13 protein-coding genes are annotated in these 13,863 nt (G+C 41.0%); 7 read left to right on the top strand and 6 right to left on the bottom strand.

Translation table 11 applies throughout. The features are described 5' to 3' along the window. Positions 1-35: 35 nt before the first annotated feature. Positions 36-956 carry an aromatic amino acid DMT transporter YddG gene (gene yddG, locus CXF64_RS04070; RefSeq protein WP_076924279.1) on the bottom strand — a complete coding sequence of 307 codons (921 nt, stop codon included), beginning with the start codon at positions 954-956 and terminating at the stop codon, positions 36-38. Between the two features lie 446 nt (positions 957-1,402). Between yddG and CXF64_RS04065 the strand changes: the two genes are divergently transcribed. The 7 genes from CXF64_RS04065 to CXF64_RS04035 all read left to right on the top strand — a co-directional run bounded on the left by CXF64_RS04065 (position 1,403) and on the right by CXF64_RS04035 (position 9,026). Then, entirely contained in the window at positions 1,403-2,056 is a 654-nt protein-coding gene (locus CXF64_RS04065) for a TetR/AcrR family transcriptional regulator (protein ID WP_024597735.1), read from the top strand. 3 nt (positions 2,057-2,059) lie between these two features. After that, complete coding sequence (locus CXF64_RS04060) at positions 2,060-2,542, top strand: putative 4-hydroxy-4-methyl-2-oxoglutarate aldolase (protein WP_101216358.1); 483 nt, start codon at positions 2,060-2,062, stop codon at positions 2,540-2,542. A 337-nt stretch (positions 2,543-2,879) separates the two neighbouring features. Continuing rightward, positions 2,880-4,085 (top strand): amidase family protein, encoded by a 1,206-nt coding sequence (locus CXF64_RS04055; RefSeq protein WP_101216357.1) that lies wholly within the window; start codon positions 2,880-2,882, stop codon positions 4,083-4,085. Continuing rightward, positions 4,082-5,683, top strand: a complete 1,602-nt coding sequence (locus CXF64_RS04050; RefSeq protein ID WP_101216356.1) for a gamma-glutamyltransferase family protein — start codon at positions 4,082-4,084, stop codon at positions 5,681-5,683. The genes CXF64_RS04055 and CXF64_RS04050 overlap by 4 nt, the downstream gene beginning before the upstream one ends. Continuing rightward, a complete protein-coding gene (locus tag CXF64_RS04045; RefSeq protein WP_101216355.1) occupies positions 5,671-6,495 on the top strand; it encodes a sulfite exporter TauE/SafE family protein in 825 nt (274 codons plus the stop codon). Before CXF64_RS04050 ends, CXF64_RS04045 begins: the two co-directional genes overlap by 13 nt. Positions 6,496-6,498: 3 nt before the next feature. Continuing rightward, the gene (locus tag CXF64_RS04040; RefSeq protein WP_101216354.1) at positions 6,499-7,728 is read left to right on the top strand and encodes a pyridoxal-phosphate-dependent aminotransferase family protein; all 1,230 of its coding nucleotides are present in this window, start codon (positions 6,499-6,501) and stop codon (positions 7,726-7,728) included. 14 nt (positions 7,729-7,742) lie between these two features. Further along, positions 7,743-9,026: an allantoate amidohydrolase gene (locus tag CXF64_RS04035; protein ID WP_101216353.1), complete on the top strand. Its 1,284-nt coding sequence runs from the start codon at positions 7,743-7,745 to the stop codon at positions 9,024-9,026. A gap of 139 nt (positions 9,027-9,165) precedes the next feature. Here the strand turns inward: CXF64_RS04035 and CXF64_RS04030 are convergent, their stop codons facing one another. From CXF64_RS04030 to CXF64_RS04010, 5 genes are all read right to left on the bottom strand, one after another. After that, the gene (locus tag CXF64_RS04030) at positions 9,166-9,468 is read right to left on the bottom strand and encodes a hypothetical protein (protein ID WP_024599980.1); all 303 of its coding nucleotides are present in this window, start codon (positions 9,466-9,468) and stop codon (positions 9,166-9,168) included. A 44-nt stretch (positions 9,469-9,512) separates the two neighbouring features. Continuing rightward, positions 9,513-9,761 (bottom strand): DUF1272 domain-containing protein, encoded by a 249-nt coding sequence (locus tag CXF64_RS04025; protein WP_101216352.1) that lies wholly within the window; start codon positions 9,759-9,761, stop codon positions 9,513-9,515. Further along, a complete protein-coding gene (locus CXF64_RS04020; protein WP_101216351.1) occupies positions 9,755-10,117 on the bottom strand; it encodes a 2OG-Fe(II) oxygenase in 363 nt (120 codons plus the stop codon). Before CXF64_RS04020 ends, CXF64_RS04025 begins: the two co-directional genes overlap by 7 nt. Before the next feature lie 349 nt (positions 10,118-10,466). After that, a complete protein-coding gene (locus CXF64_RS04015) occupies positions 10,467-11,654 on the bottom strand; it encodes a hypothetical protein (protein WP_024591955.1) in 1,188 nt (395 codons plus the stop codon). Positions 11,655-11,942: 288 nt separating this feature from the next. Continuing rightward, positions 11,943-13,481 carry a glucan biosynthesis protein gene (locus tag CXF64_RS04010; RefSeq protein ID WP_101216350.1) on the bottom strand — a complete coding sequence of 513 codons (1,539 nt, stop codon included), beginning with the start codon at positions 13,479-13,481 and terminating at the stop codon, positions 11,943-11,945. Positions 13,482-13,863: the final 382 nt, after the last annotated feature.

The following is a 13,863-nucleotide window of genomic DNA, read 5'->3' as shown; positions in this document are numbered from 1 at the left end:
GACGCCTCATTAATCTAGTTATATATAAATATAATTTAGCTTAGTGTTTTTGCTGGCTCTGTAACAGACTTTTCTCGCGTTACAAAGTAGCAAATTAGCGAGCCCACGGTTACCAGTACAACTCCTTGCCAAAACGAAGCGCTCAGCGTAATAGATAAATACAGCGCTGAAATAATAGTAGAAAACACCGGTGTAAAGTACGAAAGTGTGCCAAGCAGCATTAAGTTACCGCCAATAATAGCTTGGTTCCACAGTGCATACCCGCTCCCTACCACTACTCCTGCTAATAGCAATGTTATGCTTGAGCTGAGTGAAAACGTTAATGGTGCTTCATTACTAAAAGCATATTGCGCCCATAAACTCATTGCCGTAACAGTAAAGAATAACGTAATGGCATTTTTGCCATTACTCAGCTTCTGCGTAACCACGCAATAAATAGCCCATATAAACGCTGCAGTTAATGCCATTAAATAAGTAGCAGGATTATCAGCAAAGTTAGCTACAAGCGTATCGAGTGACATTTCTTGATCGCCCGTAATACACCAAGCAACCCCTAAAAAAGCAATAATCATGCTTGGGTACACCCAATAACTTACTTTTTTGCGACCAATAATAATAGAGAGCAATATAGTAAGCGTGGGCCATAAATAATTAATAACCGCCATTTCCATTGCCTGATGACGGCTATTTGCCATACCAATAGAAAGCGCCAAGCAAATTTCGTACGATACAAATAATAAAGTACCTACTACCAGGTAGCGTCTTGAAAACCCACTAAACTTAGGCACTCCCATAACCAAAATTAAAAATATCGCACTGACAGAGTACATAGCCGCAGCACCACCAATGGGGCTAAACAACTCAGAAATATCCCGTAGTAATGCCACTAAGCAACTCCACAGTAATATTGCAGCAACTCCATAAAGCGTGTATTTATTTTTGCTTAAAAACTCCATTTGCCAATCCAAAAGTACTACTCGTAAATTTGAAACTAAACTAACAGTAATTATTTAATTAAACAATTAGGGTCTGTTGATCTTTCAAGGTTAAATTTGCAGCAGTCTGTTTGGTATTTAGGCAAGGCAGAGCCTAAATAGTGTGGTTATTCCCCATAAATGGGCGATAACGTAGCATTAATGCCAAACAGGCGCTGCCCAAAGGGTTCTTCCTAGGGACTACTTACTCTTTGTTGCTCGGTTTTTACTTAGCCCACTAGGTTACAAATCTCGCGCCGCGATTAAATAGCCCCTAGTTTGAACAAATTTTAATCCGCAAAGATCAACAGACCCTAAAGTTAATAACTTAAACCTCTCGCCTACTTTTAATATTCACCTTTTTAGTAATTGACCTTTTGGTCAGTAAAGCTACAATCGATCAATATGTTAAACACCCAAACACAATAATGACCACACAAATAAAACCAAATAAAAAAGAAGTAACACGCGAAAAAAACCAAAAACTAATTTTAGATGCCGCCGAGCAATTGTTTTCGCAATTAGGTTACGACGGAGCAAGTATGAGCATGGTTGCTAAAGAAGCGCAGGTGCCAAAAGCTAATATTTTGTATTACTTTAAAAGTAAGGATGGTCTGTACGAGTCTGTGATCGACCGCATAATAGCTAATTGGAACTTAGGGCTAGATAACGTCACAATTAACGACGATCCAGCTACCGTGCTTTATAACTATATTAAAAGCAAAGTAATACTCGCCGTAAATCAGCCAATGCAATCTCGCTTATTTGCCAGCGAAATACTGCGCGGTGCCCCTTATTTACAAAACTACTTTAGAACCAATACCCGCCCTTGGGTTAAGCAAAAAGTTGATGTACTTCAAGCGTGGATGGACGCAGATAAAATGGATAAGGTTGACCCCTACCATTTGCTCTTTACTATTTGGTCTACCACGCAGTATTACGCCGACTTTCAGGCTGAGGTTTTACTCGTAATGAACAAATTAGAGTACGACAAAACCGATGTGGCACAAATTACGCAATCAATTGCCCACATAATTTTAAAAGGTATTGGTCTTAAAATACCTGAGCAAAGTGAGACTTAACCCATGAAACCCTTTACTACACCCGATTTATTTGACGATCATCGCGATAGCGTACAAGTAGCCGACAGTGGCCTTTATCACTTTGGTAAAAAAACCACGTTTTACGGTCAAGTCGTTACCGTTACCTGCCCAGAAGACAACTCATTTGCTGCCGATATATTGCATGAAAATGGTGAAGGTAAAGTATTAGTTATAAACGGGTTTGCGAGCAAACGCTTTGCGTTTATTGGCGATATTATGGCTGAGCGTGCCCTAAATAATGGCTGGGAAGGCGTAATAATAAATGGCTGTTGCCGAGATATCGAAATACTCGCCACTATGGACTTACCGGTTATGGCGCTAGGCTCTACACCGCGTAGTACCTTAAAGCGCGGCTTTGGCGACAAAAACCAAGCTGTTACCATGCTTGGCACCACCCTAGAACCTAACGATTGGGTTTACGCCGATATTAACGGTTTAATCATCAGTAAAATGTCCCTTATTTAGCGCTCACAACCATATAAATAAAGACCAATTTGGTGCACCTGCGCACCAAATTGGTTTGTTTTAGCTCATTTTAATACCACTATTTTTACAGCCCATATTTACTAACCTCATACAACCCGCCAAATCCTGACCAATTGGACAGGGTTTTAATTTATGGCATTCCTCTTGCTTAGGTTTTAAACAATATAATAAGCTAACCGATTAAAAAGCGGATCAGGCTCTGTAAAATAAAAACAAGATGTTACGCAGTGAGCTGAAAAATAATAAAAATTAATCCGTCTTTTTAATCACTCTAAATCTGAACTGCTTGGTCAGATTTTTTACAACGAGTGGTGATATGAGTACCAAAAATAATAATACGACCGGTATTTTTTGTGACCATGGTCCTAAGGCATGGCAAACACATTACCAAGGCACGCTTATTAATAAGCGTCTTGCGATTAAAGATGTATTTGCAATTAAAGGCGAGCGTAACAGCGCAGGCAATCCACATTGGTTTAAAACAGCTAAACCGGCTCAGAATACGGCAAGCTCGGTTAATAAGCTCATGACCGCTGGTTGTAACTTTATAGGCTTTACCCATACCGATGAGCTTGCTTACAGCTTAGAGGGAAATAACATTCACTATGGTGCAGCACAAAACCCAAAACTTAGCGGTCATGCAAGTGGCGGTTCGAGTATGGGTTCTGCTGCATCCGTTGCTGCTAACTTAGCCGATATTGGCTTAGGCACCGACACTGGCGGCTCAATTAGAATACCCGCCAGCTATTGTGGTTTATTTGGTATAAGGCCAAGCCATAACGTGATTGAAAAAGACGGCCTAATACCGTTGGCACCGCCTTTTGATACTATAGGTTGGCTTACCCAAAGCGCCGAGCTATTAAGCAGCGTTGGCAATGTATTATTACCACAACAACCTATTAATAAAGTAAATACGCTGGTTATTTGCGAAGCACTCTTTGAACTTGTTGACCCCTCTTTACAAGCACCACTGGGTAACCTTTTAGAAAAAACCAAACCTTATTTTAATCATCATATCGATTTTAAGCTCCCCAACGTTGGTTTACTAAGTGAGCTTGCCGATACCTTTAGAATATTGCAAGGTCGTGCGATTGCTAAAACGCACCGAGATTGGATTGAACTCCCAGATCAGCTTTCTCATTTTGCGCCAGCAATTGCAGCTCGTTTTAAAATGGCACTGGCTTTAACCGAGCAAGAAGAACAAGAGGCATTAAAAATACAGTATGAGTGGCAAGCAATCGTCGCTAAAAACCTAAATAAGCACAGCTGCTTATTTTTACCTACCACCCCTACAACCGCACCTAAATTAGGCGCCGACACAAGCGCCTTACGCATGCAAATTATTACGCTTTCGGCAATTGCAGGGCTGAGTGGTTCGGCGCAAGTACACTTACCGCTGGCTAATTTAGCAAATGCACATCCGTATGGCTTTTCATTAATGATGAGCCACGGTAACGATAAAAGCCTACTTGCGTGCGTACAACAATTAGCTGCACACTTAAAACAGGACACACCGGCATGACCACACACAACATTGCATTTACCGCGTCTCATTTTTCGGCCACTGAGGCAGGTATAAGTATATTAAAACAAGGTGGTACAGCCACCGAGGCTATGGTAGCCGCGGCCGCTGCTATCAGCGTTGTATATCCACATATGAACTCAATTGGTGGCGATAGCTTTTGGCTTATCGATAACCCAAACCAAAAAACGCCCACTGCTATTGACGCCTGCGGCCGAGCTGCAAGTAATACAAGTGCTTATAACACGCTCACACAAATACCAGAGCGCGGCGGACTAAGTGCATTGACTCAAGCAGGTACAATACGCGGTTGGCAAAAAGCCCTTGAGCTAGATGAGCACGCAGCACTGCCACTGTCAAAAATTTTAGCGCCCGCCATTGCACTTGCTCGCGAGGGCTTTACCGTTACAAAAAGCTTGCAAGCAGGCTGCGAAAAGCTAGCTGCTGCAAATAATACCAATGACGCGTTTAAAAGCCTCTACATACCCAATGGTAAGCCCTTGCAAGCAGGTCAGCATTTTAAAAACCCTAAACTTGCAGCAACATTTGAACACTTAGCAAAACAGGGTTTAAACGCATTTTATGAAGGTGCACTTGCTAACTCATTTGCCGCCGACTTAGCAAAAGCAGGTAGCTCAATTACCGTAAGTGATATTGCAAATACTAAAGCCGAGGTCGTTACTGCGCTAAATGCAAACTTATCAGGTATTGATTGCTATAACTTACCCGCACCAACACAAGGCGTGCATTCACTGCAAATAATTGGTGCCGTAAATAAACTAAAACACAAAGCTAAAACCGATGCCGACTGGATGCATTTAATTGTTGAGGCAACCAAACAAAGCTTTACCCATCGCCCTACTCTTTGGGCTGACCCTGAAGTATTAGGGGACGATTATAAAAACGCACTAACCGATGATCGCTTAAGCCAACTTGCTAATAATATTGATATGACCAAAGCCAAAAAATGGCCATTTAACGCAGAGCCTGGCGATACCGTGTGGATGGCAGCTAGAGATAAAAACGGCCAATTAGTCAGCTTTATTCAAAGTATTTATTGGGAATTTGGCAGCGGAATATTAATGAGCGAAGGCGGTTTTGTGTGGAATAACCGTGGTTTAAGCTTTAGTTTAAACAATCAAGATATTGATGCGAGTAACAATATTAATGTCCTTGCGCCAAATAAAAAGCCAGCACATACACTTAACCCAGCAATGGCAAAGTTTAGCGATGGCCGCCGACTTGCCTACGGCACTATGGGCGGTGAAGGGCAACCACAAACCCAAGCCGCTGTTTTTGCAGGCTACGCGTGGCGAAATAAATCAATAGAGCAAGCAATTAGCGACCCTCGTTGGTTGCTTGGACGCACATGGGGCGATACAAGTACAAATTTAAAAATTGAAAAAGATTTAGTTTTTCATATAGAACATGAATTAAATCAACGTGACCACGATTGGGTAAGCGTTGATAATAATAGCGAAATGATGGGGCACGCTGGGGCTATTTTAGATACACCTACAAGCCTTGAAGCTGCAACAGATCCTCGTTCAGATGGACGTGCAACCGTAACTACAGCAGGAACACAATGTCAGAAATAATAAACCAATGGCCAATAGTAGTGGCCTTAATAGCAACCGGTATTTTTGCCGGAATTTTAGCAGGACTTTTTGGTGTAGGCGGCGGTATTGTTATCGTACCTGTGCTGTATTTTTTACTGCAAGGTTTTGGCGTAAGCCCTGAGTCGGCAATGATGATAGCCACAGCTACATCACTTGCAACCATAGTACCTACTTCGCTTTCATCTATTCGCTCGCATCATAGCAAAGGAAATATTGACCTTGTGCTAATAAAATACTGGGCACCGTTTATATTAGTTATGGCGGTAGTCGGTAGTATTATTGCTCATACCGTTCGCGGTAACGCATTAGTGCTCATGTTTGCCTGCATTGCTATTTTAGTCAGTTTAAACATGTTATTTAGAGCCGGCGCACCCGCGCTTGTAAACCAACTGCCAGGTAAATTTGGGCAAGGCGTTATGGCAAGCATTGTAGGTGGTTTATCAGTAATGATTGGCATAGGCGGCGGTACTATTGGCGTACCTATGCTTAACGCATTTAATGTACGTGCCCACGTTGCAGTAGGTACTGCGGCCGTTTTTGGCTTATTGATTGCGCTACCTGGCGTAATTACCTTATTAAGTATTGGCACAACGCCAACCGATGCTCCCCTAGGTACGTGGGGGTTAGTTAACCTCCCTGCCTTTTTTCTTATTATTCCGCTAACTATTTTATTTGCGCCTATTGGCGTAAAAATTGGTAGTAAGCTGGATCAAAAACAACTAAAACGCGCTTTTGCCGTTGTCTTAATGATAACGGGTATTCGCATGCTCATTCAGACTCTGGGAGCCTAAAAAATGTTTAGCAACACGCAAATTCAAACCTTAAACCCACCACAGCGTTTATTAATGGGACCAGGCCCTATTAATGCAGATCCTCGTGTTTTACGTGCTATGTCGGCGCAGCTAATAGGTCAGTACGACCCAGTAATGACCGGTTTTATGAACGAAACCATGGCCCGCTATCGCGAAATTTTTAAAACTAAAAACGAATGGACCATGTTAATAGATGGCACATCGCGTGCAGGGATTGAAGCCGTGTTATGCTCTATTTTACGCCCAGGCGATAAAGTACTGGTGCCAATTATGGGGCGCTTTGGTCACCTACTTGCTGAAATAGCAGAACGCGTTGGTGCAAAGGTGCACACAATAGACGTACCGTGGGGCGAAGTATTTACGCCAGAACAAATCGAAAAAGCCATTGTTGATGTAAAACCCCATGTACTTGCCATGGTACAAGGTGATACATCCACCACCATGAACCAACCTCTTGAGCATATTGGCGATATTTGCCAAAAGCACGATGTACTATTTTATTGCGATGCCACCGCATCGATTGTAGGTAACGATTTACCCGCCGATGAATGGAAACTTGATGCACTTTCGGTTGGCCTGCAAAAATGTTTAGGCGGTCCTTCTGGTTCAGCGCCATTAACGCTTAGTGATAAATGCGCCGAGTGGATCCAAAAACGTAAAAAGGTAGAAGCAGGCATTCGCACAGCCGATCATACCGACGGCACAGAGCCATTTGTACGCTCAAACTACTTTGATTTAGGCATGATAATGAATTACTGGGGAGAGGAGCGCCTAAATCATCATACCGAAGCCACCAGCATGCTGTATTGCGCCTCAGAATGCGCCCGCATAGTCATTGAAGAAGGTGTAGATAACTGCGTAGCGCGTCACAAACTACATGGCGATGCCATGCTAACAGGCATTCAAGCGCTCGGCTTAAATGTATTTGGCGATTTAACACATAAAATGAACAACGTACTGGGTGTTTATATACCCGAGGGCATTAACGCCGATCACGTACGCGGACAAATGTTAACCGATTTTGGAATAGAAATTGGCACCTCGTTTGGACCATTGCATGGAAAAATTTGGCGTATTGGCACTATGGGCTACAACGCCCGAAAAGATACCGTACTACAAACACTTGCCAGCTTAGACGCTTGCTTGCATGCCAACGGTTACATAGGCCCTAAAGGCGAAGCCGCCATTGCCGCCCTTGCTCATTATAAATAAAAAAAGGATTTAGCATGACGATTGTAAGCCCCCTTTTAAAGCCTTTGTTAAACAAAGAACTTGCTGATGAACACGCAACACGCGCTTTATCTCGCTGTAAAACCCTCAGCGCACTGTCGCAAATGCAAGATGGTATTCACCGCGTGTACTTATCAAAAGAGCACAAAGAGTGTAACGCTGTTACTGCATCATGGATGGAAGAGGCAGGCATGCAGTCGTGGCAAGACGAAGTGGGTAACCTTTGGGGGCGACTAAAATCATCAAACCCCCATGCTAAACGTTTAATTATAGGGTCGCACCTCGACACCGTACCAAACGCAGGTGCATTTGATGGTATTTTAGGCGTGTTATTAGGCATTGAAATAGCCGCTCTTGCACATAAGTTAAAGCTCGACCTGCCTTTTCATTTAGATGTAGTGGGTTTTTGCGATGAAGAAGGCACCCGTTTTGCCACCACTTTAATTGGCTCAAAAGCACTCGCTAACGAATTTGACCCACAGTGGCTAAACATTGAAGACACAAACGGCATAACTATGCGCCAAGCCATGCTCGACTTTGGCTTAAATCCCAACAACTACGCAAAAGCCGCACTAAATAAAAGCGAGTTACTAGGTTACTGGGAAACTCATATAGAACAAGGTCCTGTACTCGAATCGGTTAATCAAGCGTTAGGCGTTGTAACTGCAATCGCAGGAGCAAAGCGCGCTATGCTTACCCTAACAGGGCAAAGTGGTCATGCGGGTACAACGCCAATGAACTTAAGGCAGGATTCGTTAGCAGGCTGCGCCGAACTTACTCTTGCCATAGAGCAGCTAGCAAAAAACGCGAGTAATGGCGAAGTTGCCACCGTGGGGCAAATACAATCTCGCCCAGGGGCTACAAACGTGATTGCAGGTAAAACAACCATAAGCCTAGATGCACGCGCACAGAGCGACACCGATCTCGCTAATTTACTAAGCGCCATACAAAGCAGTGCTCAATCTATAGCAAGCAAACGCAATTTAACACTCGATTGGCAATGGACTCACGCCGCAGGTGCCGTTGCGTGCGACCCCACTATTCAGCATTTGTTTTCAAGCGCATGTAAACTCAACAACCAAGCATCGCCTTCACTTGCCTCTGGCGCAGGGCACGATGCAATGGCAGTCGCTCCAATTTGCCCCGTTGGCATGTTATTTATACGCAGCCCAGGCGGTATAAGCCATCACCCAGCAGAAGCGGTTATAGACAGCGATGTAACAAAGGCACTCAGTGTAATGTACAGCGCGCTTTTACTTTATGTGAAAGAGTTTGAGTGATTTTAAAGTAATCGAGTAAAACCAAATAGATTAACTTGGTATGCTTAGGAATTTAAACCTCCTCAAAGTCATTGGGAGGTTGTTACTGAAGGCAGGTAAATGCAGGAAAACACAGGAATATACGTTATTTAAAGTAGCTTTATCGAGCTGCCCTTTGCTCTTTTAGGCTAAGGCGTTTATGTGAGCTATATACATGTTGAATATTTTTATCATTGACCAAATATGCATCCATTTCAACAGTAATTAGCCCCGATAATGGCTTGATTTCAAGAATACCCAACTCACCTAGATTTGCAGATAGTAAAGTATTATTCCTAAAGGCGAACAAAGTTTTGTCAGTATCTCGTAAGTCACCATTCACGTATAATTTAGCACCACTAAACCAAGCGTTAATTATTTTAACTTTGATTGACTTAACGGTAAATTCAAAGGATTTTCTCATCAGTTCTCCATATTCAGAAAATGTAATTATTATACTTTATGTTTTTATGTGTTTGGCGCACAAACACTTTCTTTTAATACCCGCTTAGTCGATGCTGGGTAATTTTTTAGTGCAGCCAAAGGGCGAATTGGCCGCTGAACCAAATTACCTGAGCAGTTTGGGCACACGTTATTTAACAGCGTTTGGGCACAGCCAGAACAAAATGTGCATTCAAATGAACAAATAAAAGCCTCTGTGGACTGTGCAGGTAGATTCTTATCACAACATTCACAATTAGGTCTTAAATCTAGCATTTAGAGCTCCCTTTTATCCACCCAATGCTGAGTAAATATCTATTACCTTTTATAACTTTTGATACCTGATGCTCACTTACATCAGGCCGGAATAGCTTAACCCGCTTTGTTTCAAATATCGGATCACTGCAAATAAACTCACCACCCAAATCTGCTTTTTTAAGCACTATATTCAATCGATAGTGTTTACCAGATTCAACTTTGTCTGTGTGTGGTGCTATTTCACTTCCTTGTGGGAATTTAAGCAAATATGTATCAAATTTAATTGGCCACGTAGCACCACAAATCAACATTTTATCGTAGCCTGATTTTTGTCGGCCTCGCTCCCAACAAAATAATTTACTCAAAAAAAACATACAATCCCTCGAAACAGCTAACAAACAGTAAGTTAACTCGTTTTTATTTATTTTTATTGATAAACAAACCATAGCCGAGTTCATATTTTGATTCAATCGTTTACTGTATTTTTACGTAAAATACAAAAAAGTGTTCGGTGTTGTTTTAATTAGTATTTTAGAAGGGAACACTGGTGTTTGAGTGACTTTATTGAGGAACTAAGGGCTTATCTTTCTTAATACATCGCGTTTTGCAGCTTTTCTACATTATGAACAAGGCAATACAGTTGCCGCAGCGTAAAGAAACAGCTAAACAGGACAGCCATTCTAACTTAATGAAAAAACTTAGGCTGGCGTCACTGTTAATTTATCAAAAATTGAACATGTTTTCGAGAGCCGCTTCTAAAGACATGGGCATATGACGTTTATTCATAATTCGGTTGTTAAGCTCTTCTTTAAGTGATTTAACCGTAGTGCAATACTCTAAACGTTTAGCAATTTCATCACATTCATTATTTAGCGCCGCTAAATGGTTTACAAAATTATCTTTAATTTGCGCTTTACTACGACCATTAAACTTACGCCACACAATTGTATATTGGTCATTACTTTCTTTTTGTTGGCGATGCTGTTCATTTAGCTCGATTATTTTATTTTGCAGTAACGGTATTAAGTTTGCTTTGGTTTCTTCATCAAAATCGACATCGTCGTCAAAATGGCTTATGTAAAGCTGTAATAAAGTAAAACCGTCTTTCTCTTTTCGAGCTTGTACTAACTGTTGCATTAGTTCGTGTTTTTCTGCTTTTTTTGCAAGATCAGATTCTTTATCTGGATGCAACTTAGATGCTAAACGTTTATACATTTTGTTTAGTTGCGAGCCTTTAAATAACTTTTCTAATTTTGAGTTGTTTTTTTGTTGTTTAATTTCATCGCGATCAAATCGTTCGTGTTGGTCAAAAAAGTCATCCCAATCTTCATCTTGTTCATAGTGCATATTATCTGCACTAAACGCTTCATCATCTTTCTCCTCACCAAAACCTTGCTCGTCAAGGTGCTTATAAAGCAATGAAGGCTCAGCTGTTATTTCTCTCAGTTCGTCATCTGTTAATTCTAAACCGGGGAAATCTTGTTGTAACATCTTACGTAATATATTTAACTCTGAAGAAGGGATTGTACTAACCGTATCTTGGTTATATTTATTTAGGTAAGATTGAAAAATTTGAGACACTTCCTCAACATTCAATTCGCCAATGAATGGATGTTCTGACAAATAATCTAAATCTTCATTTATCCAATCCACAAGTTCATTACGCTGTTCAATAGTTAAACTTTTACGTTGGATAAACTTACTAAAATGAATAATTTGTTCTGCAATCATTTGAGCTTGGAGTTGCTCATGGTGCTCTACTTGTTCTTGAAATTGAGAAAACAGGGTCTGCTTTTTAATATCAAAGTTTGCGTTACGCTTAGTATGTTTTTCAATTCGCTGCCATAAACGCTCTAATTCAGAGGGCGTTCTAGTCGCAGCTTGTTGCTTTACATTTTTTAAAAATGTCATATTAAGTTCCACTAAAATTTGTATCCATTACTTTTTATGCACGTAATTTGTATGCTTTAATTATAAATTTAATTAAAGCATACATAAAGCCAAGCATTAAAAAAGTAACTAAACAATTATTTAATGCTTTAGGTCAATAAGGATAAAAAGCGCCTGAGTTCATTTAAGAACAATATGCTAAACAGTGACTTTAACTAATATTTACTCGTAACGCTCGATTAAGTAAATATTATGATGGCTATAATTACGAAGCAAATCAAAATATAGCCACCCGTTTTACTTTAATGCTTATTTAATAGTTACCTTTGCATCACTTACCCATGTTTCAGTTATAGCTTCATCATTTTTATCAACTAAATACGCGCGTATGTTCACCGGATTGTTGTTAGCTTGTTTGTAGTCAAACGCTAATCGCCATTGGTTTGTACCAACTACCGGATAAACTCCAATAGGTTCTAGTATTTCACCGTTGCTGGCTTCAACAATCGGCTTTATACCACTTTTGTTATCTAAGCCTTTAAATACTGGACCTTCAAAATCAATCACCATTTTGTTAACGCCTTCAGGAATAGGCTGGCCGGGGATCCCGCCTAAGCCTTGGCGAGTATTTACAACGCTTGCAAGGTTTTTTGATTTTGGATCGAGTGGACGCCATTCAATATCATAAGAAAAGGTAAACTCGTCGCCTTTGCGCGCCTCTTTTTCGGGCACCCAGTAGGCAACAATGTTGTCAAACGTTTCATCTTTTGTAGGAATTTCGATTAACTGTACTGCGCCTTTGCCCCAATCGTCAGTAGGTTTAATCCACGCTGATGAACGCTTATTGTAAAATACGCCGTCGTCTTGGTAGTTATTAAAGTCACGATCTCTTTGGATTAAACCAAACCCTTTTGGGTTCTCATCAATAAAGCTATTGGTCGACACCGACTGAGGATTATTTAATGGGCGCCAAACGTATTGACCCGATCCTGTGTGAATAGCTAAGCCATCGCTATCGTGAATTTCAGGGCGCCAGTCTTTAGCTTCTGTTTTATCTTTTTGTGAGTACCAATACATACTAGTTAGCGGTGCTACACCTAAGCGTTCAACATCGGCGCGCATATACAAATTTGCCGTTACAGAGGTAATATGGCCTTTAGCTTCTTTGTTATCTTTGCTTAAACCAAATCGATAAGCACCAGTGATAGAAGGCCCTTCAAGCAATGCCCAAACAGACACACTTTCACCTTTTTTCTCTGCGGGGCCAATCCAAAATGCAGAAAAGCGCGGAAATTCTTCTGGCTGATTCATACCCGTATTAATTGCAATACCTCGGGCTGACAGTCCATATTGCCCCTCTGGCCCGTCGGTACGAAAATAAGACGCACCTAAAAAAGATATCCAATCTGGTTTCATATCTGGGCGCATTATTCTAAAGCCTGCAAATCCAAACCCCTCTGGGAGATCGTGAGCTGGGCTGTCATCAGGCATATCAAAAACGTCATTACTAAAAGGTACATTTTGAACCTGATTTTTATCATCTCGGATGTAAATACTTACAGGCTCTGGAAAATATCGGCCAGGGTAAAATAATTGTACGGGCGCCTTTTTTCCACTTGGGTATAAGGTTTCATCTTCTTTAAAGCGTATTTTCCAATGTTCGTCATACGTAATTTTATCGATTAACTCCGGCGCTGGCACCTTAGTTGGCGTATAGGGCTTTTCGGCTGAGGCTTTTGCTAGGGCTTTTAAGTCTTCGAATGAAAACTGCGTTTGATCTACTGCTTCTGTCGCGTAAGACGACATCGAAGTGCTAAAAATAATTGCGATAAATAACTTTAATTTCATAAAAAGAATATCCAATAAATTGAGTCAAATAAAAATGGGAACGCTGCACGAACGTATGTTTAACTTAAAGTTCTGTATGGATATTACGTTACGTAATATGAACTAGCGTTTACTAAAGTATTGTTATTTGACTACAGGACCTCCCATAATTAATTTGTTTTTACGGGAATTGGTTTTAAGGGAAATTGCGCGCGTTTAATGATATCGCTGAAGTGAAAATAAACGGAGATTGCGCTGTTTATTGGACGAAGCCGTCAAGAGGTATGGATATATTTAGGTTTTAGTTGCCCACTATTCCAAGGCAAATATTTGTAGAGTGGCTGGTTTTTCTATTCGTTGTAGTTACATAGTTGATTTGGGCTAAAGCGTATTATAAGCAGTA

Origin of the sequence: Pseudoalteromonas sp. GutCa3, assembly GCF_002836155.1 — a bacterium.
Taxonomy (GTDB): domain Bacteria; phylum Pseudomonadota; class Gammaproteobacteria; order Enterobacterales; family Alteromonadaceae; genus Pseudoalteromonas; species Pseudoalteromonas arctica.
Note: the sequence above shows the minus strand (reverse complement) of the source record. Positions and strands in the feature narration are given on the sequence as shown.